Origin of the sequence: Aquabacter sp., from assembly GCF_965279295.1 — a bacterium.
In the GTDB taxonomy this organism is placed as follows: domain Bacteria; phylum Pseudomonadota; class Alphaproteobacteria; order Rhizobiales; family Xanthobacteraceae; genus Aquabacter.
Genome location: NZ_CBDIHQ010000016.1, coordinates 204,232 through 227,541 on the forward strand (window position 1 = coordinate 204,232; position 23,310 = coordinate 227,541).

Here is a 23,310-nt window from a genome sequence, read left to right on the forward strand (position 1 = left end):
GCCCCCAGTGGGGCCATCACCGTGCAGTTGAAACCGAAGTTCGGAAAAAAGAGCGTCCGATGACACGCAGCGTCACGACCAGCGCGGACTTTGCGCCGCTCGATCCCGATCCCCTGGAGGGGGCGACCATCGCCGCGCGGCTGAAGGAGCTTGCCGCCTTCACTGACGTGCCCGGTGAGATGACCCGGTTGTCGCTGTCTCCCGCGCACAAGAGGTCTGCGGCGCAGGTAGCCTACTGGCTCCGCGCGGCGGGCATGCGGCAGGTCCATGTGGATGGCACCGGTGCCGTGGTCGGCCGCTATGCCGCCGACCGGGCGGACGCAAAGACGCTGATCATCGGCTCGCATATCGACACGGTGCGCAACGCGGGCATCTATGACGGCAATCTCGGTGTGATGGTGGGTATTGCCGCGGTTCATCAATTGTACCGCGAGGGGCGGCGCCTGCCGTTCGCCATTGAGGTGGTGGCGTTCGCGGATGAGGAGGGCGTGCGCTTCCTCTCGACCCTGTCCTCTTCCAAGGCGCTCGCTGGCATCTTCGATCCTGCCTGCCTCGATGATGTGGACGCCGCCGGCATCTCGCGCCACGAGGCGCTGCGGGCGTTTGGAGCGCCTGTGGAGACCATTCCCTCCTGCGCGCGCGACCCGGCCGAAACGCTTGGCTATGTCGAGGTGCATATCGAGCAGGGGCCGGTTCTGGAGGCGCTGGAGCTGCCGCTCGGCATCGTCACCGGCATAGCCGGCGCGTCGCGCGCGACCGTGCGGCTGAAAGGGCAGGCGGCCCATTCCGGCACCATGCCCATGCCCATGCGCCAGGACGCGTTGGCGGCGGCCGCGGAGATCATCCTAGCGATCGAGCAGCGCGGTTCCGTAAACGTCGAGCCCGCTTCCCTGGTGGCAACGGTGGGCACGCTCATCATCGCCGGCAGTGCCGTAAACGTGGTGCCGGGGGAAGTGCAATTCTCAATCGACGTGCGCTCCTCCGACGATGCAGTGCGCAAGGCGGCTGTGGCTGATATCTCGCAGGCGATCGCGGAGATTTCCGACCGCCGGTCGGTAAAGCCGTTTCTCTCATGGGGCCATGACGCCCCCGCTGCGCCTTGCGACGAGGGACTTCAGGCCCGGCTCGCCGAGGCGGTGGAAAACGTCGGCCTCACCGCGCATCGTCTGCCTTCCGGGGCCGGCCACGACGCTATGGTGTTCCGCAACGTGCTCCCCATGGCGATGATGTTCGTGCGCTCGCAGAACGGTAGCCATAACCCCAGAGAATACGCCGCGCCGGAAGACATAGGCCTCGCAGCGAAGGCCTTGCATGCCTTTCTCCTGGGGCTGGCGCGTTAGGCGTCCGGTCCCGCCAGTTGCGGCAGGAGCATGCGGGCATGGGTGCGGCCCATCTCCAGCGTCAAAGGCAGGGCGCTGATGGAAACGTCGAGGTCGTCGTCCACCCGCAGCCGCTTATGGGCGCGTAGGATTGTCACCTGCTCTCCGCGCAGGCATTCCACGGGTGGGCGGATGCCCCAGTCCGCGTGGGTCAGCCATTCCACCATGGCTTCCCGCTGTTCTTCCAGTGCATAGACCACCTCGATCTTGCCATCGCCCGGCTCGGCCCAGGGCACCAGATTGATCTTGGGGCCGATCCTGCTGATGTTGGTGATCTCGGCGAACAAAACGTCCAGAACGGCGCTTTTGCCGTCCACCTCGATCTCGATGCTTCGGGGCTTCTTGCGCTTCATGGCCTTGGTGATGGTTTTCAGTGCCGTCTCAAGCTGAGTCTCGGTTGGGCCGCTGATATCGTCGAGTGTGCGCATCGCGGCGGCGAACGCACCGATGCCGATGCCTTCCACCACGCTGCGGGTGCCGTCGGAACTCTCCACCGAGCCGATGTCGAAGCGCCCGACCCTCCCCTCCGTCCAGCCGGGGACCAGATCCTCGCACGCGCCCCGGATGCCCAGCGACATGGCGATATTGTTGGCGGTGCCCAGCGGCAGGATGGCAACCGGCGGGGCATCCTCGGGCAATTGCTTGAGCACCTTGCTGACTGTGCCGTCGCCCCCGGCGGCGGCGATCAAGTCTGCCGGCCACGTCAGTGCTTGTGCGAGGGTCGGGTCCTTGCTGGAGCGATAGTGCACGGAATGGCCGTGCTCGCGCAGCAGTTCGACCAACGTTTCCGCACCCTGGTCGGCATTACCGGCGGTCGCATTGTGAATGAGAGTAACGCGCATCGACGATCTCCAGCCCTTTTGCCGTTCAACAGCGTGACGGCAGAGCTTGTTCCCTAAACGGAGACTTGCGGGTCGGGATGCGTGGAGCGGCCGAGGTGCACATCTGGACAGGCCCGAACTTTGTGTGAACACTCGCACCCGCGCGCACCGGGCACTGGATCAGAAGGACATGCTGCAAGCCTGGGTCGTCGTCTTCGTCGCGCTCGCCTATATCGGCATGCTGTTCGGCGTGGCGAGCTTCGGCGACCGGCTGCGCCGGGCCAAGCCGAGCGGCGCCCCGCGTCCGCTGATCTATTCGCTTTCCCTCGCGGTCTATTGCACCTCGTGGACCTTCTTCGGCTCGGTGGGCCTCGCCACCACCCAGGGCTTTGACTTCCTCACCATCTATCTCGGTCCGGTGATCGTGATTGGCGCGGCGGCGCCGGTTCTTATGCGTATCGTGCGCTTAGCGAAGACGCACAACATCACCTCGATCGCCGATTTCATGGCGGCGCGCTACGGCAAGCACCAGGGCATCGCCGCGCTGGTCACGGTGGTCGCCATTGTCGGATCCATTCCCTACATCTCGCTGCAGCTCAAGGCGGTGTCGTCCTCGCTGCTGGCTGTCATGGGGCATCTCAGCTCGGGTCCGCTCGCCGGCTCCATCGGCGGCGACCTCGCCTTGTTCGTCGCACTCGCCATGGCAGCCTTCGCTGTCCTGTTCGGCACCCGCCACACCGACGCCACCGAGCATCAAGAGGGGCTGATGCTGGCGGTGGCGACGGAATCCATCGTCAAGCTGGTGGCGTTCCTGGCGGTCGGATTCTTCGTCACCTTCATGCTGTTCGACGGCCCCGGCCCACTGTTGCAGGCGGCCCGGCAGACCGGCGTCATCGCGCCGTTCGACCGGGGTATCTCGCTGGAGAACTGGGTCACCATGACCCTGCTTTCCGCGGGTGCCTTTGTTCTTCTGCCGCGCCAGTTCCATGTTGCGGTGGTGGAGAACCGTGGCGTCGAGGAGATCAAGCGCGCCCGCTGGCTGTTCCCGCTCTACCTCGTGCTCATCAACCTGTTCGTGGTGCCGGTGGCGCTGGCGGGCATGGTGCTGTTCCCGCTCCAGACCGTGGACCGGGACGTGTTCGTGCTCGCCGTGCCTTTGGCTGCGGGGGCGGAGTATCTGGCTCTGCTGGCGTTCGTCGGTGGCCTCTCGGCTGCCACAGCCATGGTGATCGTGGAGACCGTGGCTCTCGCCATCATGATCTCCAACGACCTTGTCATGCCGCTTCTGCTGCGGCGGCGGACGGCGCGCGGCGAGAGCCAGCAGACGCCACACGACATGGTGGGGGTGCTGCTCTCGGTGCGGCGTGCGGCGATCTTCCTGATCCTGCTGCTGACCTATCTGTATTACCGCACCACGGGCGATGTGCAGCTTGCGCAGATCGGCCTGCTCTCGTTCGCCGCTATCGCCCAGGTGGGCCCAGCGTTTGCTGCTGGCCTGATCTGGCGCCGGGCCACCGCCAAGGGCGCGATAGCCGGTATTCTGGTGGGCATCCTGGTGTGGGCCTATACCCTCCTGCTGCCGATGCTCGCCGATGCCGGCCTCATTCCTCGTCCGTTCGTGGATAACGGGCCATTCGGCATCGGCCTGCTGCGGCCCGGCCAGCTTCTGGGACTATCCGCAACCCCGCTTGCGCACGGCGTCGCCTGGAGCCTGGGACTGAACACCCTGCTGCTGGCGCTGGTGTCGCTGCTGACCAAACCTTCCTCCATCGAGCAGGTGCAGGCGGGCCTGTTCATCGCTTCAGAGCAGGCGACGCCGCGCCCCAATTTCCGCCGCTGGCGTTCCTCTGTCATGGTGGAGGAACTGATCACCACGGTTGCCCGCTATCTCGGTGAGGAGCGCGCCCGCTCCGCCTTCGCCGCCTTCGCCCGCGACCGGGGTATCCGGATCGATCCGCGCCACGAGGCGGACGCGCAATTGGTGCGCTATGCAGAGCATCTGCTGGCCTCGGCCATCGGTGCCGCCTCCTCGCGTCTCGTGTTGTCCCTGCTGCTGCGCAAGCGCGCGGTCTCAACCAAGGCGGCGCTGAAGCTGCTGGACGATGCCTCCGCCGCGATCCAGTACAATCGCGAACTGTTGCAGACCGCCATTGATCATGTGGGGCAGGGGATCGCAGTGTTCGACCGCGACCTGCATCTCGTGTGCTGGAATCGGCAATTCGGCGAGATGCTGGACCTGCCGCCGGAATGCTACGCCATCGGCGTGCAACTCCAGGAAATCCTGCGCCATGCCCAGGCGGAGCCGGAGGATGCCTCCGCCGACTTCGACGCGCGGCTCGCCCGCTATGCCGTGGGCGGGCCAGGACTCCAGGAGCGCCTGAAGCACCTCAACGCCTCCATCGAGGCTCGCTCCGATCCTCTGCCGGACGGCGGCATCGTCGTGACCTTCACCGACATCACCGCTTCGGTGGACGCGGAGATGGCGCTGGAGCGGGCCAACGAGACCCTGGAACGCCGGGTGCGCGAGCGCACAGAGGAGTTGGAACATCTCAACCAGGCTCTCGAGCGGGCGCGCGCCGTCGCCGACGAAGCGAACGTCTCCAAGACGCGCTTCCTCGCCGCCGCCAGCCACGACATTCTCCAGCCGCTCAATGCCGCTCGACTCTATGTCACCAGTCTTGTGGAGCGCGCCCAGGCACCCGATCAGGCGCGACTCGCCGGCAACATCGATTCATCACTGGAAGCGGTAGAGGAAATCCTTTCGGCCCTGCTCGACATCTCCCGCCTCGACAGCGGCGCCATGCGCCCGGAGATCGCGCCGTTCCGCATGAACGACATGCTGAAGCAACTGGCGCTGGAATTCGAGCCAATGGCCGCTGAGAAGAATCTGAAGCTCACCTTCGTGGCGTCGTCCCTCACCGTGCGCTCCGACCGTCGCCTGCTGCGCCGGCTGCTGCAGAACTTGATTTCCAACGCCATCAAATACACCCCCAAGGGACGGGTTCTGGTTGGCTGCCGGCGGCGGCGCGGTAAGGTGCGGGTGGAGGTGATCGACACGGGTATGGGGATCCCCCGATCCAAGCACAAGCTGGTGTTCCAGGAGTTCCAGCGGCTCGACCAGGGTGCGCGTGAGGCGCGCGGCCTCGGCCTCGGTCTGTCCATCGTCGAGCGAATTGCCCGCGTGCTGGAGCATCCTGTAAGTATCCGCTCCGCGCTCGGGCGCGGTTCCAGCTTCGCGGTGGAATTGCCGATCGCGCTGCCCTTGCCGGAGGCTGCGGCCGAGCCGCGCAGCGCTGGCAGTCGCGCTGCGCCGCTTGAAGGATTGGTGATCCTGGCCATCGACAACGAGCCGGCTATTCTGGACGGCATGGACCTGCTGCTCTCTGGATGGGGCTGCACCGTCATCAAGGCGGGCGATGCCGCGAGCGCCCTACGCGAAGTGCGGGCCGCCAAGGTCCGGCCGGACTTCATCCTGGTAGATTATCATCTCGACGGCGGGCACGGCATCGACGCCGCCACCAGCCTGCGCTCGAAGCTCGGGCAAATCCCCGCCGTCCTCATCACCGCCGACCGTACCCGCAAGGTGCGCGATGCCGCCGCTGCTGCCGACATGACGATGCTCAACAAGCCTTTGAAACCCGCTGCTTTGCGCGCGCTTCTGGCCCAACGCCGCCTGGTGCGCCCGGCCGCAGAATAGAGGGTTTCCACAGACTGCATCTTGGCCTTGGGATGATCCTTTTTCCTCCCCCTCACCGCCAAATATTCGCCCCGATCTGCACCGACCTTGGTTGCCGACGCGAAGTGGCCTTGGCGTTTTGTTAGGCGCCAAGAAAGTATAACCCACTTCGCATTCGGTCGTTCCGCGTATACGGAGCGTTAACCCTGTCGGAGATTTCCATGACATTTACCATCAATGTTCCGGTGTTTCCGATGAGGCAGGAAGTCGAAGCGCGCCGGGTGCGGAAATCTTCGAATATTCTGAACGGCCTTCTGCCACGTCGACGCTCGCGCGATGCCGAGGGGTTTCTTGAGCTTGAGTTGCTGCCGCTCGACCAAATTGATGATGTGGAAAGCGCCCGGTCACGTCGCGACCGGCGGTCCTGAGGCGCAATTCCCACAATCCCTCGACCTTCGGCGCAAGCGGGAGAGGGCGGGGCATGCAAAGGCGGAGGGGGAGCAGGTGCGCCGCCCCCGCCGCATGGCGCCGGGCGGAGCGATCCGGTAAGGTTCCGGCGAATACCGCACGGAGCCGCTAGAGCCGCGATGCCACAGGAACCCCACGACGCCGCCGAAACCCATTTTGGTTATCGCACCGTTCCGCTGGCGGAAAAGCAGGTGCTCGTGAACGACGTGTTCCACAAGGTCGCGCGCCGCTACGACTTGATGAATGACTTCATGTCGGTCGGCCTGCACCGGGTGTGGAAGGACGCGCTCGTGTCCAAGGTGCGTCCGCCCCAGGGAAACCGGCCGTTTCTGCTGCTCGATCTTGCCGGGGGCACCGGCGATGTGTCGTTCCGCGTGGTTCGGGCGGGCGGCGAGGGCACCCGCGCCATCGTCGCCGACATCAACACCGGCATGCTTGAAGTGGGCCGCGAGCGCGCGCAGAAGGCCGGGCTCGATGCGCGCGTGGAGTTCGCCGAGGCGAATGCCGAGGCGCTGCCCTTTCCCGATTCTCATTTCGATGCGGTGACCATCGCATTCGGCATTCGCAACGTGCCGCGCATTCCCACGGCGCTGTCCGAGATGCGGCGCGTGCTGAAGCCGGGCGGGCGGGCGCTGGTGCTGGAATTCTCCCAGGTGGACGTGCCCATGCTGGATAAGCTCTATGAGCTTTATTCCTTCCGCGTCATCCCGGAACTGGGCAAGCGGGTGGCGGGAGATGCGGAGCCTTATCGTTATCTCGTGGAATCGATCCGACGCTTTCCCGCGCCGGAGGCGTTTGCGGGTCTGATGCGGGAGGCCGGCTTCGGGCGCGTCTCCTACACGTCGATGACCGGAAATGTGGTCGCGCTCCATTCCGGCTACCGTATCTGATGTCCCGCGTTCGCAGGCCGCCATTTGGCGCAGTCCGGAGAGTTGACGCGTGATCCTTCTGATTGCCGACATGACCCGTCTCATGCGCGCCGGCTATGTCATGGCGCGCGAAGGCGTGCTGAGCCTCGTCGTGCCTTCAGCCGCGCCGCCGCCGGTACGGCTGCTGCTGCGGATCGCCCGTATGATCGCGCGGCCGGACGCCGGCAGCCGCGCATCCCGCTTTTCCGCCGCTCTGAGCCGGCTTGGCCCGTCCTATGTGAAGCTCGGCCAGTTCCTGGCAACCCGCCCGGACGTGGTGGGCACGGGCGTCGCCCGCGATCTCGAAGTGCTTCAGGACCGCATGCCGCCATTCGGGCAGGCAGTTGCCGAAGCCATCGTCGTGGACACATTGGAACGCCCGCTTGCGTCAGCGTTCGCGGTGTTCGGCCCGGCGGTGGCCGCCGCATCCATCGCAGAGGTGCACAAGGCCGAGGTGATTGACGCCAACGGCACCCGCGCCGTTGCGGTCAAGGTTCTGCGGCCTGATATCACCCATCGCTTCAGCAGCGATATGGCGAGCTTTCGCCGCGTCGCCGCCTTTGCCGAACGCAATTTCGCCGAGGCGCGCCGGCTGCGATTAGAGGCGGTGGTGGACACGCTGGCGCGCTCGGTCTCCATGGAGACGGACCTGCGCCTGGAGGCGGCCGCTTACGCGGAGCTGAAGGAGAACACCCAGGACGACGCCGAGGTCTATGTCCCCGCCGTGGACTGGGACCGCTCCGGCCGCGAGGTTCTCACCACGGAGTGGATCGACGGCATCAAGCTTTCCGACCGCGCCGCGCTGGAGGCCGCCGGATATGACTTGAAGGCGCTGGCGCGCATCGTCATGCAATCCTTCCTGCGGCAGGCCATGCGCGACGGCTTTTTCCATGCCGACATGCATCCTGGCAACCTGTTCGTGGACCAGCAGGGCCGGCTAGCGGTAGTGGATTGCGGTATAATGGGCCGGCTCGGTGTGCCCGAGCGGCGGTTCCTGGCAGAAATTCTCTACGGCTTTATCACACGGAACTGGCGCCGCACCGCCCAGGTACATTTCGATGCCGGCTATGTGCCTATGCATCACTCGGTGGAGGATTTCTCCCTCGCCATCCGCGCCATAGGCGAGCCCATCCATTCCCGCAGTGCCGAGCAGATTTCCATGGCGAAGCTGCTCTCGCTGCTACTGGAAGTGACCGCCTTGTTCGACATGAAGACGCGGCCGGAACTGCTGCTGCTTCAGAAGACCATGGTGGTGGTGGAGGGCGTCGCCCGCTCGCTCGACCCGCAACTCAACATGTGGACCACGGCGGCGCCAGTGGTGGAAGACTGGATCGCCCGCAACCTGGGCCCTGTCGGCCGCATCGAGGAAGCCGGCAGCGGCCTCGGGGAAGTCGGCAGCTTTCTCCTTGATGCCCCTCGGCTGTTGACGCGGGCAGGGCGGGTCGTCACCCAACTCGACGAAGCCACCCGCAACGGCCTCTCGCTGTCGCCGGAAACTCTGGAGGGCATCGGCCGCGCCGAGGCCCGCCGCGCCTTCTGGGGTAACGCTGCGCTGTGGGTGATCGCGGCGGCGCTTTTGCTTCTGGCGCTGAAGTAGGCGCGCGGCGGGGGGCTGTCGGCGCGTCTGCCTGCCCGAGAAGACGAAACCGGGGAGGGCAAATGCCCGCCCATTCCCCATGCCCGCCATTTCCTGCTATCCCAGCGTCCATCCGCGCGCGGAGACGGGTTCCATGCTTCACGAACGTCGCATCCTCCTCATCATTGGCGGAGGGATCGCCGCCTATAAGTGCCTGGAGTTGATCCGGCGCTTGAAGGAGCGCGGCGCGAGCGTGCGCGTCATCCTCACCGAGGCCGCCAAGCAGTTCGTTACGCCGCTTTCGGTGGGTGCGCTCTCCGGCGAACGGGTGTTCGGCGACTTGTTCGACCTCACAGCCGAGCATGACATCGGGCATATCAAGCTGTCCCGCGATGCCGATCTCATCGTCGTTGCGCCGGCTACGGCGGACCTCATGGCGAAGGCTGCCAACGGCTTCGCCGACGACCTCGCCTCCACCGCCCTGCTCGCCACCGACAAGCCGGTGCTGATGGCGCCGGCCATGAATCCCCGCATGTGGTCGCACCCTGCGACCCGGAGAAACCTCGCCCGGCTGAAGGAGGACGGCGTGTTCTTCATCGGCCCCAATTCCGGCGCCATGGCCGAGCGCGGCGAGTTCGGCGAGGGCCGGATGGCCGAACCGCTGGAATTGCTCGCCGCGATTGAGGCCCGGTTCGCGGAGCCGGCGGTGCTGCTGAAGGGCCGGCGCGTGCTCATCACCTCTGGTCCCACCCACGAGCCCATCGATCCGGTGCGCTACATCGCCAATCGCTCGTCCGGCAAGCAGGGCCATGCCATTGCCGCCGCCGCCGCAGCAGCGGGTGCCGAGGTGGTGCTGATCTCGGGTCCGGTGGAGGTTCCCAACCCGCGTGGCGTCACGTTGATCAAGGTCGAAAGCGCTCGCGAGATGCTCGCCGCTGTGGAGGAGCACCTCCCTGTGGACGCCGCCGTGTTCGCCGCCGCCGTGGCGGATTGGCGGGTGGTCAGCGCCGCCGACCAGAAAATCAAGAAGGCGGGGCAGGGTGCGCCGTCTCTCGCTCTGGTGGAGAACCCGGATATTCTGGCGTCGATCTCCACCCATTCCACCCTGCGCCCGCGTCTGGTGGTGGGATTTGCCGCCGAAACCGAGAATGTCGTGCCGAACGCCAAGTCGAAGCGCCTGCGCAAAGGGTGTGACTGGATCGTCGCGAACGACGTGTCGCCCGCCACCGGCATCATGGGCGGGGACGCCAATACGGTGCACCTTGTCACCGCTGAGGGGGTGGAGGATTGGCCTTCCGCCAGCAAGGGCGAGGTCGCTCGCAAGCTGGTGGCGCGGATCGCCGGCGCACTGGCGGGGAGCCCATCATGAGCTTGTCTCTTGAACTGGAACGTCTGCCCCATGGCGCAGACCTGCCGCTGCCCACCTATGCCACCGCCGCTGCCGCTGGTCTGGACCTGATGGCGGCGGTTCCGGGCGATGCGCCCTTCATTCTCGCCCCCGGCGCACGCGCGGCAATCCCCACCGGAATTGCCATCGCCTTGCCCGATGGCTTCGAGGGACAGGTGCGTCCGCGCTCCGGACTGGCGCTTAAGTCCGGTGTCACCGTGCTGAATGCACCGGGAACGGTGGATTCCGACTACCGGGGGGAAGTGAAAGTTATCCTTATAAACCATGGACATGAGCCGTTCGAGGTGGCCCGAGGAATGCGCATCGCCCAGCTTGTGGTCGCCCCCGTCACGCGAATAATGCTGGTAGAATCCGGAAAATTGAAAGAAACTGCACGCGGCGTCGGTGGTTTTGGTTCGACCGGGCTTCACGGCGCTCCAGTATCGAAATAGCCACAGTGATATGCCGCGTTTATCGGACAAAAGCCTTCTCGCAATAGCTGCCGTTGTCGACGTCGCCGTCCATGCCAGGGGAACCCCGGTGGCTGCGAAGGCGCTCGCCGCGCGTCACAATCTGCCACCCCGCCGGCTCGAACCCGTGCTCCAGGCTTTGGTGCATGCGGGCGTGCTGAAGGGCGTGCGCGGACCGCGCGGCGGCTACGAACTCGCCCGCGAGCGCCGGCGGGTCTCCGTCGCCGAAATCGTCCGGGTGGTGGAAGGCGACGAGGAGAAGGAGATCATCCTTCCTCCGCTTGTTATCGAAGTGGTCCAGCCGGCGGTCGCCGCCGCCGAGGACACATTTGATGCCGCCCTCGACACGGTGACGCTTGAGGATCTTTGCCGCGCCGCCGACAGCAAGGGGCACGGTTCGGAAAACGACCGCATCGACTTCACGATCTGATCGGGCCTCGTCGCCCGCTCGACAAACAATCTTGGGAGAGCCGTCCATGGCGGAAAGCGCGTTCAAGCCCGGCCGCGGGCGGATTTACGACTCCATCACCCAGACCATCGGCGATACGCCCCTGGTGCGCCTTAAGCGCCTGCCGGAACTGCGGGACGTGAAGGCCGAAATCCTCGCGAAGCTCGAGTTTTTCAACCCCATCGCCAGCGTCAAAGACCGCATCGGCGTCGCCATGGTAGACGCGATGGATGCGGCGGGCGTGCTGCATGAGGACACGATTCTGGTGGAGCCCACCTCTGGCAATACCGGAATCGCTCTGGCCTTCGTGGCGGCGGCGCGCGGCCTGCGATTGATCCTGGTGATGCCGGAATCCATGTCGGTGGAGCGCCGCAAGATGCTCGCGCTGCTGGGCGCGGAATTGGTGCTTACGCCTGCCAACCTCGGGATGAAGGGCGCTGTCGCCCGCGCCGAGGAATTGCTGCGCGACCTGCCTCGGGCCGTGATGCCGCAGCAGTTCAAGAATCAGGCAAACCCCGCCGTGCACCGGCGCACCACTGCCGAGGAAATTTGGAACGATACCCAGGGCAAGGTGGACGTGGTGGTTTCGGGTGTCGGCACCGGCGGCACGATCACCGGCATCGGCCAGGTCCTCAAGCCCCGCAAACCGGGCCTGAGGATGGTGGCGGTTGAGCCGGAGGATAGCCCGGTTCTGTCCGGCGGCCAGCCGGGTCCCCACAAGATCCAGGGTATCGGCGCCGGCTTCATACCCGACGTGCTGGACCGCTCGGTGATCGACGAGGTCGTGACGGTCGGCAACCAGACGGCGTTCGACACCGCTCGTGCGCTGGCCCGCTACGAAGGCATTCCCGGCGGCATCTCCTCGGGCGCGGCGGTTGCGGCCGCCCTGGAGATCGGCGCCCGCAAGGACATGGCGGGCAAGAGCATCGTCGTGATCGTCCCCTCCTTCGCCGAGCGTTATCTCTCGACAGCCCTTTTCGAGGGGCTCTGAGAGTTTTGGCCCGGCATTTATGCCGGGCCGTCCGGCCCCGCTGCCGACCGGGGATCTTGCAGGCGGAAGGGTTCGGCCGCCCCGGCTTCTCTCCCTTCCGCCCCTCCGATAGAGTGTGAATGATTCGCGGGGGCCCGGGGGCCGAAGTCCGCTTGATGGTATGGGGCCGGACTGCATGTTGGGGCGCATGGCGGACCGAGACCGGAGCACCGCCCGGCTTCGTGCCGTAGGCGCCGCTGCCGTATTGCTCGGCAGCACCTCTGGTGCATCGGCATTCGCATTCGATACTTTCACGGTACAGGACGGTCTGGTGGCTGCGCTGGCGCTTGGCGCTTGCGGCGCGGCGGCGGCGGTGGCGGCCTATTATGCCGTGCGCGGCCGTGGGCGGACCGCAGCCGAGCGAGCCAGCGCCGTGGCATTCGCCACCGCCCGCGCCAATCTGCATGACCTCAAGGTGCTGATCGCGGCGGATGCCGATGGCGGCGTCATCTGGAGCGCCGGAGAAAGGCCTCATCTGTTCGGTAATGCCCTGAAGCTCGACGCTGTGGCTGAGGGCGCGTTCGACCCCGCTCCCTGGCTTGGAACCAGCGCGGCGGAAGCTCTGGCAAAGCCGCTTGCGCGGCTTGAGGGCGCGAGCGAAGGCTTCAGCGAGATCGTAAATGGCCCGTCCGGTCGATTGCGGGTTGAGGGACGGGCTGTCGCTGGCTGTCGCATCCTGATCGCCCACGCGCTGCCGGTCACGCTTCCCGCTGAAAGTATCGGGGGAACTGAAGCCGCCGTCCTGTTTGCCGCCGTGCCGCAGCCGGCATGGGCGCGGGACGCCGATGGTGCGCTTTCAGTGGTCAATGCGGCTTTTGCCGCTGCGGTGGCCGCTGCCGCACCTGCGGATGCGGTGGCGCGCAAACTCGAATTGCTTGACCAGACAACCCGCGATGCCGCCGCCCTCGCGCGGCGCGATGCGGGTGGTTATCGCGGCCGGGCGCGGGTGGTCGCGGGCGGGGAGCGACGGGTACTCGAGGTGTTCGAGACTCTCAGCCCCTCGGGGGCAGTCGGGCTTGCGGTCGATGTCACCGAGGAAGAAGGGCTGAAGCGCGAGATCGAGCGCACCGTCTCAGCCCATCGTCGCACCCTCGACCAATTGGCAACCGCCGTCGTCATGTTCGGCGCGGACGAGCGGCTGATGTTCCATAATTCCGCCTACGAGACCCTGTTCAGCCTAGACGTCTCCTTCTTGGATGCGCGGCCCACCGAAAGCGAAATCCTGGAACATCTGCGCACCCAGCGCCGGGTGCCCGAACAGGCGGATTTCCGGGCCTGGCGCGAGCATCTGCGCGAGGCCTACCGTGCGGTGGAACCGGTGCATGACTGGTGGCACCTGCCGGGCGGCCAGATGCTGCGTATGGTGGCGACCCCCAATGCGGAGGGCGGCGTCACCTATCTGTTTGAGGACGTCTCCGAGCACATGGCGCTGGAGAGCCGCTACAACAGCCTGATCCGCATTCAGGGCGAGACCCTGGATGGCCTGGCGGAAGCGGTGGCGGTGTTCGGCTCGGATGGCCGTCTGCGCCTCTACAACGAAGCCTTCCTGGCCCTCTGGTCGCTCAGCGCGCAGGTATTGGGCGACAAACCGCATATCGATGCGGTGGCTGCAATGTGCCGCCCCCTGCATGGCGAGACGCGGACCTGGGCGCGTATCCGCTCGGTGGTCACAGCGATCGAGCACCGGCGCAGCGAGATCTTGCGCCTGGAGCGGGCCGACGGGCGGGTTCTCGACGGCGCTGCCCAGCCGCTGCCCGACGGCGGAACCATGGTCACATTCCGCGACGTGACGGACAGCGTGAAGGTGGAGCGGGCGCTGATCGAGCGCAACGAAGCGCTGGAAGCAGCCGACGCTCTGAAGAATGCCTTCGTCGGCCACGTCTCCTATCATTTGCGCACGCCGCTCAACACACTGATCGGCTATGCCCATATGCTGGGGGAGCCTGGCATCGGCAGTCTCAATATCCGCCAGCAGGAATTCCTGACCCATGTGCGCCAGTCGTCCGACACGCTGCGCGCGCTGATCGACGATATTCTCGACCTCGCCACCATCGATGCCGGCGCCATGGGCCTCGATCTCGCCGAACTGGACGTGCGCGACACGCTTGAGGCTGTGGCCGATGCGGTGCGTGATCTTCTTGCCGAGGCAGGCGTGGAACTTGCAATCCAGGCGGGAGACGACGTGGGCCACTTTACTGCCGATGGACGGCGGGTGCGGCAGATCCTGTTCAACCTGCTCTCGAACGCGGTTGCCGTCTCGCCAAAGGGCGGCACGGTGACCATCAGCGCCGAGCGCGAGGGGAATGCACTTTATATCAGGGTACGCGACCAGGGGCCGGGCATCGCGCCGGAAGTCGCCGAGACCTTGTTTGAGAGGTTTGAGGCGCGCCCCGGCGCCAGGGGGCGCGCGGGTGTGGGCCTCGGCCTATCGATCGTGCGCTCATTCATGGCTCTGCACGGCGGCTCGGTTTCCCTCACCAGCGTGCGCGATGGCGGCGCCCTTGCCGTGTGCATCTTTCCCCTTGATGCGCCTCCGCGCCGTGAGGTCGCCGCATGAGCCTCCGCCTCACCAAGATTTCAGGTGATCCCGAAGCCTTTCTCGTGGATTTGCCGAGCCTTGATGCCACCCGCAAGCTTGCAGCCCTGCTGGTGCCCTGGCTTTCCGCGGGCGACATTCTGGCGCTCTCGGGGAATCTCGGAGCCGGCAAGACCGAGTTTGCCCGCGCCCTGATCCGCGCGCTCGCCGATGACCCCGCCACAGAAGTGCCGAGCCCGACCTTCTCCCTGGTGATTTCCTACGACCTGCCGCGCGGCAAGGTCCTGCACGCCGACCTCTATCGCGTGGAGGATCCCGACGAGTTGGAGGAAATCGGCTGGGAGGAACTTGCGGAAGACGCGATTACCATCGTCGAGTGGCCCGACCGCGCGGGAGAGCGCCTGCCGGAGGATCGTCTCGACATTGCTTTTGATCTTGCCCCGGATCTCGGGCCGGAGGCACGTCGCGCCCTCCTGAGCGGTAGCGGCAGCTTCGCCGCGCGGCTGGAACGGCTGCATGTGGCCGAACAACTGATCGAAGACGCCGGCTTCAGCGAGGCCGAGCACCAGTACATGCAGGGCGATGCCTCCAGCCGCTCCTATTCCCGGCTCGTGCTGCCGGACCGCACGGCCGTTTTGATGAATGCGCCGCGCCGTCCGGACGGGCCTCCTGTGAAGCGCGGGCTGCCGTATAGCCGCCTTGTGCACCTTGCCGAGGACGTGAGCGCGTTCGTGGCGATGGCACGGGCGCTAAGGGCGGAAGGCTTCTCGGCGCCCGAAATCTACGCCGCTGACCTTGAGCACGGCCTTCTGATTCTTGAAGATTTCGGCAACGAGGGCGTCATCGAAGGGTCACCGCCCGAGCCTATCAAGGCGCGCTATGAGGCGGCCGTCGAACTCCTCGCGACATTGCACGGTCGCCGCCTGCCAAGCGTTCTTCCCATTGCCCCGCAATCCGAACATGTCCTGTCCGCGTACAGCGTCGAAGCCCTCCTCACCGAGGTGGAACTGATGCTGGACTGGTATTTGCCGTTCCGGGGCATCGCGATCGACCAGGTGGTGCGCGAGGAGTTCCTGCTGCTGTGGCGCAATGGGCTGGGGCCGGTGCTCTCCGAGCCGCAGACCTGGGTGCTGCGCGACTATCACTCGCCCAATCTGATCTGGCTGAAGGATCGCACCGGCATCGACCGGGTGGGCCTTATCGATTTCCAGGATGCGGTGATGGGGCCGGCTGCCTATGACGTGGCTTCGCTCGCCCAGGATGCCCGGCTCGACATTCCCGAGAACCTGGAACTGCATTTGATCGGGCAGTACGTGCGCCACCGTCGCGGCGCCGACCCGACCTTCGATGCGCGCACCTTCGCCCATCTCTACGCGCTGATGGGCGCGCAGCGCGCCACCAAGATTCTCGGCATCTTCGCCCGTCTCAACCAGCGGGACGGCAAGCCTCATTATCTGCGCCATCTTCCCCGTATCCGGCGCTATCTGACGCGCTGTCTCGGCCATCCGGAACTGGGGTCGCTGCGCACATGGTATGAGGCGGTGCTGCCAGCAAAGGATTTCCAGACGTGACCATCGACAAGGCCATGGTGCTCGCTGCTGGCATGGGAACCCGCATGCGCCCGCTCACGGATACGCGCCCCAAACCGCTCGTGGAAGTGGAGGGGCGCCCGCTTGTCGACCATGTTCTCGACCGCCTTGCCGATGCGGGGATCGCAGAGGCGGTGGTGAATGTGCACCACCACGCCGATCTGCTAGAAACCCATGTCGCGAAGCGTTCAGCACCGCGCATCCATGTCTCGGACGAGCGTGCGCGTCTGCTTGAGACTGGGGGCGGGGCGAAGAAGGCGTTGCCGTTCTTCGGGGCGTCTCCGTTCATCGCCATAAACGCCGACACCATCTGGATCGAGGGCGTACGGCCCAATATTTCACGCCTCGCCGCCAGTTTCGACCCCGCGCGCATGGACTGCCTGCTGCTGGTCGCGGCAACCGCCTTGTCCATCGGATATGAAGGAATGGGCGACTTCACCATGGACGGGGAGGGCCGCCTGTCGCGCCGCCCCGAGCGGGTCGTCGCCCCGTTCGTCTATGCAGGGGCAGGGGTGTTCGCGCCGAGTTTGTTTGCCGACACACCGGACGGCCCGTTTTCGCTGAACCTCATCTTCGACCGTGCAGCGGAGGCCGGTCGGTTGTTCGGCCTGCGGCTTGAAGGTGTCTGGATGCATGTGGGCACACCGGGGGCGATCGCCGAGGCGGAAACCGCCATCCGCCTGTCCAGCGACTGAGATTTGGCGTTTGGAAATGCCCTCTCCCGCTTGTGGGGGAGGAGCCGGGAGGGGGTAATGGCGGGACCGATGCGCCAGGAATACCCCACCTGCTCGGCGGGTTCGACCACCCGTGCTTTTCGGCGGTCCGGAGAGGGCCAGGATCGTGCCGGGCGAAGCGCCCTATGACCCGCGTTTTCACAATTCCACCCTCTGAGCCGTTCCTGCCGACCCTGGCGAATGCCTTGCTCGACGGTCTCCTCGTGCCCGGTTTCGCGCCGCGCAATGACCCGTTTGCGCTGGCCTCGGCGACTTTGTTCCTGCCCACCCGCCGCGCCGGGCGGCTGTTTGCCGAAACCCTGTTGGAGGCGACCGGGGCGCAGGCGGCGCTGCTGCCGCGCATCGTTCCACTTGGCGACGTGGACGAGGACGCGCTCGCCTTTTCGGACCTTGCTTCGGCGCTGACCGCACCGCTTTCCGCTTCCCCGGTGCACCGCCGCATTGCCCTGACCGCATTGGTGGCGCGCTGGCGCGATACGCTGGCGAAGGCGGCCGGCCAGGAAGCTGTCGCCGCCGGGCCTGCGTCCACAGTCGCATTGGCCGATGAATTGGCCTCGTTGTTCGACCAGATGGCGATTGCCGGCATCCCCTGGTCGCGGCTCGATGGCATGAGCCTCGAGGAGCACGACGGTTATTTCGAGATGAGCCTCGAATTCCTGCGCATCGCGCGGGGCGCCTGGGCGGACCATCTCTCCGCCCATGGTCTGGTCGAGGCCGCCGAGCGGCGCGATGCCCTGGTGGGAGCCGAGGCGGCACGCCTCGCGGCGCTGGGTGCTGGGGCAGGGCCGGTCATTGCGGCGGGCTCCACCGGCTCGTTGCCGGCCACGGCGCGCCTCCTCGCCGCCATCGCGAAGCTGCCGCTTGGTGCGGTGGTGCTGCCCGGCCTCGACCTTGAGATGGAGGACGCCGCCTTCGACTTGCTGACCGACCCGGAAAAGGCCGCGCCCGGCCATCCTCAATTCAATCTCGCCCGTTTGCTGAAAACCCTGGAGACGGAGCGCCGCGACGTGCGCCCGCTCGGCGCTCCGGCTTCCGCGCGTGTCCGCCTTATCAGCGAAGCCATGCGTCAGGTGGACACGTCGGACCTCTGGGCCTCACTGCCCGAGCGTCTGGGCACCGGGACGCTGGACGATGCGCTCTCGCGCGTCAGTGTGATCGAGGCGGCGGATTCGCGTGAGGAAGCCCTCTCCATCGCGCTGCTGCTGCGCGACAGCCTCGGCCGCGCCGGAGAGCGCGCCGCCCTTGTCACGCCCGACCGCGACCTGGCCCGCCGCGTCGCCGCCGAGCTTGCCCGGTTCGGCGTAACCGTGGACGATTCCGCCGGCGAACCTTTGGCAGAGACGGCGCCGGGGCGCCTCGCGCGCCTGTTGGTGAGGGTCGCGGCGCAAGGCTGCGCGCCGGTGCCCGTATTCGCGTTGCTCAGCCACCCGCTGGCCACTTTCGGGCTTTCGGACGAGGACAAGCGGGAGGCGGTGGCCGCCTTGGAACTCGTCGCGCTGCGTGGCCCGCGCCCGCGCACCGGCATCGACGGGCTCCGACAGGCGGTGGAGGTGTTCGATCGCGAGGCGCTGCATCGTCTCGATCCGCGCCGTCGGGTGGACGATGCGGCGCTTGAGTGTGCGCGGGATCTGGTCGTGCGCCTCGCTGCGGCGCTCGCCCATTTCACTGCACCTCCCGCGCCCTTGTCGGAACGGGTGGCGGCGCACCGCGCGGCGCTGCAGGCTGTGGCGGGGCCGCTGGACCCGGAGGATGAGGACGGTGCCCGCGCCGCGCTGGCCCGGGCCTTCGAGGAGATTTCCGGCGGTGCCGCCCACGGGCCGGTGCTGACGCTGGGCGATTACGCCGACATGGCCGGTGCACTGCTCTCCGGCGAGATGGTCCGTCCGGCAGCGCAGGATAGTCTGCCGGTCCGCATCCTCGGGCCGCTGGAGGCGCGCCTCGTGACGCTGGACCGCGTGGTTCTCGGAGGGCTGGTGGAGGGCTCATGGCCCCCCCAAACCCGCACCGACCCATGGCTCTCCCGCCCCATGCGCGGGGACTTGGGGCTCGATCTGCCGGAGCGGCGGATCGGCCTATCCTCTCACGATTTCGCCCAGGCCTGCGCCGTGGCCGAAGTGTTCCTGACGTTTCCGGGCAAGGTGGACGGCGCACAGAGCGTGCCGTCACGCTTCGTCCAACGCTTCGCCACGGTGGCAGGCAAGGCGCGGTGGGATGCCGCCCTCGCACGCGGCGCCGCCTGGCGCTTCGCCGCTGTCGCGCTCGATGAGGGCGCACCCGTGCCGCGTGTCACCCAGCCGGCTCCCGCCCCGCCATTGGCGCTGCGGCCGCGCCAGCTTTCGGTGACGGAGATCGAAACCTTCCTGCGCGATCCGTATTCGATCTTCGCCAAACATGTTCTTGGCCTGCAACCGCTTGAGCCACTCGATGCCGCGCCCGGTGGCGCGCAACGCGGCACGGCGTTGCATGACGCCCTCGGGGCGTTCTCGGCCAAATATCCCGAGGCGCTACCGGATGATGCGCTGGATCAGCTTTTGGGTTGCGGCCGAGCCGCATTCGAGCGGCTCAAGGTGTTCCCGGCCGAGCACGCCCTGTGGCGGGCACGGTTTCAGCGGGTGGCCGGCTGGCTGGTGGAGTTCGAGCGTGAGCGCCGCATCCATGTGCGCCGGGTCGCCGCCGAGATCGGCGGATCGCAGGAGATCCTGCTTCCCGGCGGGCCGTTCCGCCTCACTGGCAAGGCCGACCGCATCGACGTGATGGACGACGGGCGCCTCGCCATCGTCGATTACAAGACCGGCACGGCACCCTCGGCGGCGCAGGCGCGGGCGCTGTCGCCCCAATTGCCGCTGGAGGCCGCCATGGCGGCGCGCGGCGCCTTCAGGGGCGTGGCCGGCAACGAAGTGGCGGACTTTTTCCATGTGGAGTTGAAGGGTGGCGCCGAGCCGGGCCGCGAGAAGCCGGGGGTCGCCAAGGGTGCCACGGCCACCGAGATTGCGGAGGAGGTCTTCGCAAAGCTGATCGCCCTTCTCACGGCCTTCGACGATGAGGCGCAGGGCTACCGCTCGCTCGCCGCGCCGCAATGGCGCGGCCGCTTCGGCCCCTATGACCATCTCGCGCGGGTGCGGGAATGGGGCCTTGGCGCGGACGGGGAGGGCGGCGCGTGAGCGGGGACCTTCCGATCACGACCGGCCCGATCGCCGAGGCGACGCGACGCCAGGGAGATGCTTCCGCGCCCGGGCGTTCAGCCTGGGTTTCGGCCAATGCCGGCTCGGGGAAAACCCATGTCCTGGCGCAACGGGTGATCCGGCTGTTGCTGTCCGGCACGCCGCCGGGGCGCATTCTCTGCCTCACCTATACCAAAGCCGCCGCCGCCAACATGGCGAACCGGGTGCTCTCCATTCTCGGGCGCTGGGTGAGCCTGGACGATGCCGCGCTCGACGCCGAAATCTTGCGCACGGAGGGGCGCTCCGCCACGCTAGAGCTTCGCGCACTGGCACGGCGGCTGTTCGCGGCGGCGTTGGAAACGCCGGGCGGGCTGAAAATCCAGACCATCCATGCCTTCTGTGGCGGTCTGCTGCATCGGTTTCCATTCGAGGCCGGCGTCGCCGCCGGTTTTCGCGAACTGGACGATGCCGCACGCCTCGACCTCATGGCCCAGATCCGCACCGACCTTGTCGTGGAGGCGACACGCCAGCCGGAGGGGCCGCTGGGCATCGCCCTGGCGCGGTTGATGGAGGATATGAGCGACGCCAGCGTCGATTCCCTGCTGGAAGCGTCAGTCGCGGCGCGGGGGGACATCCTGCCGCTCGCCGACGATGAGCAGGGGCGCCGTGCCCGCATCGCCCGCGTGCTCGGGCTTCCTGAGGGGACCACCCGAGCCGGGATTGAGGCACAGATCCTAGAAAGCTGGGATCTGCCGCGCAGCGAATGGGCTTCCGTCGCCGCGCGGCTGATGGCGGGCGCGAGCAGCGATTCGGGGCTCGGCCGCGCGCTCGCCGATGCGGCGCAGGCGCGGCATGGGGCAGAGGCGGTGGCCGCCTATCTCTCCGTGTTCCTGACCGACAAAGGCGGGCCACGGAAGGTCTTCCTCACCAAAGGGATACGGCAGCAGGAGCCGGACCTTTGCGCCCATCTTGATGTGGAGAAGGAGCGGGTCGCGGCGCTCATGAACACGCTGCGCGCCGCCGTCATCCTGGAACGCACGGAAGCGGCTCTGACCCTCGGTGCCGCCGCCGCTACCCGTTATGAGGGGGCCAAGGCCGCGCGGGGGCTGCTGGACTTCGACGATTTGATCGAGCGCACCGCCGGACTGCTCAATCGCGTGCCGGCGTCTTTCGTTCATCTGAAGCTGGATCGCGGCATCGACCATGTGCTTGTGGATGAGGCGCAGGACACAAGCCCAAACCAGTGGAAGGTGGTGGAGGGCCTGGTCTCCGATTTCTTCGCCGGGCAAGGCGCGCGCGAAGGGGTGCTGCGCACGCTGTTCGTGGTGGGCGACGAGAAGCAGTCGATTTTTTCCTTCCAGGGCGCCGACCCGCGCGCCTTCGGCGACATGCACGGCCGAGTGGCCCGCGCCGCCGGAGCAGACGCGTTCAGGGACGTGAGCTTGCCGCACTCCTTCCGCTCCGCGCCGGGGGTACTGGACGCGGTGGACATGATTTTCAAGGCGCAGGCCGCGCACGCGGGCCTCGTCGCCGAGGGCGCGCCGCCACCGCATGCGGCGATCCGGGCCGATGCACCGGCGCTGGTGGAAATCTGGCCCACGGTGACGCCTGCGCCGAAAGTGAAGACAGACGACTGGCGTCGCCCGCTGGACGAGGTGCCAGCGGACGATCCGGTCAACCTGCTGGCCCGGCGCATCGCTGCCTTCGTGAAATGGGGCATCACTCAGCGCCTTGCCATTCCCTCGCGAAGCGGTCGCGCCATGCAGGCGCGCGACGTGATGATCCTGGTGCGGCGGCGCGGCAAGCTGTTCGAAGCCATCATCCGCGCACTCAAAAGCACCAGCGGTGTCGAGGTGGCGGGTGCGGACCGGCTGGTGGTCGCCGACCATATCGCCGCTCTCGACCTGATGGCGTTGGGCGACGCCCTGCTTTCTCCCGACGATGACCTCGCGCTCGCTGGCGTGCTCAAGAGCCCGCTTTTCGGTTTCTCGGACGACGACCTCATGACGGTGTGCCCCGCCCGCCCGGGCCGCTTGAGGGAAGCGATGGCGGGGGATGCGCGGTGGGCCGGCGCGTGCGCGCGGCTGGAGCAATGGGGTGCCGAGGCGCCGCTGCTGCGGCCCTTCGATTTTTATGCCCGGGTGCTTGGCCGCGATGGCGGGCGGCGCGCCATGCTCGCCCGGCTAGGCCCGGAGGCGGGCGACGTGCTGGACGAGTTCATGGCGCTCGCGCGCACCTATGAGGTGGGTGAGCCGGCGACGCTCGCGGGATTCCTCGCGTTTCTGCGGCGCGGCGGGGCAGAGACCAAGCGCGACATGGAAAGCGGGCGCGACGAGGTGCGGGTGATGACCGTGCACGGCGCAAAGGGGCTGGAGGCGCCGATCGTGATCCTGGCGGACACGGTGGATGTGCCACGCGCTCGGCTCGACGGGGGGCTTCTTACGGTCGCGGATGAGGATGGGGCGCTGGTTCCGATCCTCGCCGCGCGCAAGGACGATGATCCGCCGGCTCTCGCCGAAGCGCGGGCCGAGGCGGCTGCACGCGAGATCGAGGAATATCACCGTCTGCTTTATGTGGCGCTAACCCGCGCGGAGGACGCCATCATTCTCTGCGGCGCCGAGACCCGCGCTGCCGCTAAAGACAAGCCTCACGCCCGCGCCGAGGGCTGCTGGTACGATCTCGTCAATGACGCGCTGGCACCGGATGCCATCGAAGTCGCCGCTTCCTACGCGGACGGCGGTGTTCTGCGATGGCGGCGGGAGGAGGGGTTGCCGACCAGCCTGCGCCCGTCCGAGCCGGACGGCCCGGCCCGGCCGGCGCAGATCGTGCTGCCGAGCTTCGTACCGGCCGCCCCGCGCCTGCGGCTGCGGCCCTCGCGTGCACAACGCGCGCCTGAGGGTGAGGCCAAGGCGGCCCCCGTCCCAGCTACCTTGGACCCCAGCTTGCGTGGGGACTTGATGCACCGGCTGCTCGCCGGCCTGCCTGGCGTGCCGACGGAAGATTGGCGGGCCGCGGGGGCTGCGACTGCTGCGTCAGGCGGCAGTCGGGCTTCCCGACACCTTGCATGAAGACCTGCTGGGGGAGGCAATTGGCGTTTTGCGTCATGTGCCTATCGCGGAGCTGTTCG

General features: G+C 67.0%; 15 protein-coding genes. 14 read left to right on the forward strand and 1 reads right to left on the reverse strand.

The window, feature by feature from the left end; translation table 11 throughout:
* Nucleotides 1–59 precede the first annotated feature (59 nt).
* Nucleotides 60–1,340, forward strand: coding sequence for an allantoate amidohydrolase (locus ADADO0_RS13400; RefSeq protein ID WP_511305651.1), 1,281 nt, complete (start codon nucleotides 60–62; stop codon nucleotides 1,338–1,340).
* Here ADADO0_RS13400 and ADADO0_RS13405 read toward each other — a convergent pair.
* On the reverse strand, nucleotides 1,337–2,221 hold the full coding sequence (locus ADADO0_RS13405) for a diacylglycerol/lipid kinase family protein (RefSeq protein WP_511305652.1): 885 nt from the start codon (nucleotides 2,219–2,221) through the stop codon (nucleotides 1,337–1,339). The genes ADADO0_RS13400 and ADADO0_RS13405 overlap by 4 nt on opposite strands.
* A gap of 169 nt (nucleotides 2,222–2,390) precedes the next feature.
* Here ADADO0_RS13405 and ADADO0_RS13410 point away from each other — a divergent pair, with 169 nt between their 5' ends.
* The 13 genes from ADADO0_RS13410 (at nucleotide 2,391) to addA (ending at nucleotide 23,251) form a co-directional block, all read left to right on the forward strand.
* Nucleotides 2,391–5,897, forward strand: coding sequence for a PAS domain-containing hybrid sensor histidine kinase/response regulator (locus tag ADADO0_RS13410; protein ID WP_511305907.1), 3,507 nt, complete (start codon nucleotides 2,391–2,393; stop codon nucleotides 5,895–5,897).
* 200 nt (nucleotides 5,898–6,097) lie between these two features.
* A complete protein-coding gene (locus ADADO0_RS13415) occupies nucleotides 6,098–6,304 on the forward strand; it encodes a hypothetical protein (RefSeq protein WP_511305653.1) in 207 nt (68 codons plus the stop codon).
* A 159-nt stretch (nucleotides 6,305–6,463) separates the two neighbouring features.
* Nucleotides 6,464–7,234: a bifunctional demethylmenaquinone methyltransferase/2-methoxy-6-polyprenyl-1,4-benzoquinol methylase UbiE gene (gene ubiE / locus ADADO0_RS13420; RefSeq protein WP_511305654.1), complete on the forward strand. Its 771-nt coding sequence runs from the start codon at nucleotides 6,464–6,466 to the stop codon at nucleotides 7,232–7,234.
* Nucleotides 7,235–7,304: 70 nt separating this feature from the next.
* The gene (ubiB, locus tag ADADO0_RS13425) at nucleotides 7,305–8,849 is read left to right on the forward strand and encodes a 2-polyprenylphenol 6-hydroxylase (RefSeq protein WP_511305908.1); all 1,545 of its coding nucleotides are present in this window, start codon (nucleotides 7,305–7,307) and stop codon (nucleotides 8,847–8,849) included.
* Between the two features lie 133 nt (nucleotides 8,850–8,982).
* Complete coding sequence (gene coaBC, locus ADADO0_RS13430) at nucleotides 8,983–10,197, forward strand: bifunctional phosphopantothenoylcysteine decarboxylase/phosphopantothenate--cysteine ligase CoaBC (protein ID WP_511305655.1); 1,215 nt, start codon at nucleotides 8,983–8,985, stop codon at nucleotides 10,195–10,197.
* Complete coding sequence (gene dut, locus ADADO0_RS13435; RefSeq protein WP_511305656.1) at nucleotides 10,194–10,667, forward strand: dUTP diphosphatase; 474 nt, start codon at nucleotides 10,194–10,196, stop codon at nucleotides 10,665–10,667. Before coaBC ends, dut begins: the two co-directional genes overlap by 4 nt.
* Before the next feature lie 10 nt (nucleotides 10,668–10,677).
* Nucleotides 10,678–11,115: an RrF2 family transcriptional regulator gene (locus ADADO0_RS13440; protein ID WP_511305657.1), complete on the forward strand. Its 438-nt coding sequence runs from the start codon at nucleotides 10,678–10,680 to the stop codon at nucleotides 11,113–11,115.
* A gap of 46 nt (nucleotides 11,116–11,161) precedes the next feature.
* Nucleotides 11,162–12,124, forward strand: a complete 963-nt coding sequence (gene cysK, locus ADADO0_RS13445; protein WP_511305658.1) for a cysteine synthase A — start codon at nucleotides 11,162–11,164, stop codon at nucleotides 12,122–12,124.
* A 175-nt stretch (nucleotides 12,125–12,299) separates the two neighbouring features.
* Nucleotides 12,300–14,720, forward strand: a complete 2,421-nt coding sequence (locus ADADO0_RS13450) for a sensor histidine kinase (RefSeq protein WP_511305659.1) — start codon at nucleotides 12,300–12,302, stop codon at nucleotides 14,718–14,720.
* Nucleotides 14,717–16,270 carry a tRNA (adenosine(37)-N6)-threonylcarbamoyltransferase complex ATPase subunit type 1 TsaE gene (gene tsaE, locus ADADO0_RS13455; RefSeq protein WP_511305660.1) on the forward strand — a complete coding sequence of 518 codons (1,554 nt, stop codon included), beginning with the start codon at nucleotides 14,717–14,719 and terminating at the stop codon, nucleotides 16,268–16,270. The genes ADADO0_RS13450 and tsaE overlap by 4 nt, the downstream gene beginning before the upstream one ends.
* Before the next feature lie 14 nt (nucleotides 16,271–16,284).
* Nucleotides 16,285–16,983 (forward strand): nucleotidyltransferase family protein, encoded by a 699-nt coding sequence (locus ADADO0_RS13460; protein WP_511305909.1) that lies wholly within the window; start codon nucleotides 16,285–16,287, stop codon nucleotides 16,981–16,983.
* Nucleotides 16,984–17,147: 164 nt separating this feature from the next.
* On the forward strand, nucleotides 17,148–20,183 hold the full coding sequence (gene addB / locus ADADO0_RS13465; RefSeq protein WP_511305661.1) for a double-strand break repair protein AddB: 3,036 nt from the start codon (nucleotides 17,148–17,150) through the stop codon (nucleotides 20,181–20,183).
* Entirely contained in the window at nucleotides 20,180–23,251 is a 3,072-nt protein-coding gene (addA, locus tag ADADO0_RS13470) for a double-strand break repair helicase AddA (RefSeq protein ID WP_511305662.1), read from the forward strand. Before addB ends, addA begins: the two co-directional genes overlap by 4 nt.
* Nucleotides 23,252–23,310 lie beyond the last annotated feature (59 nt).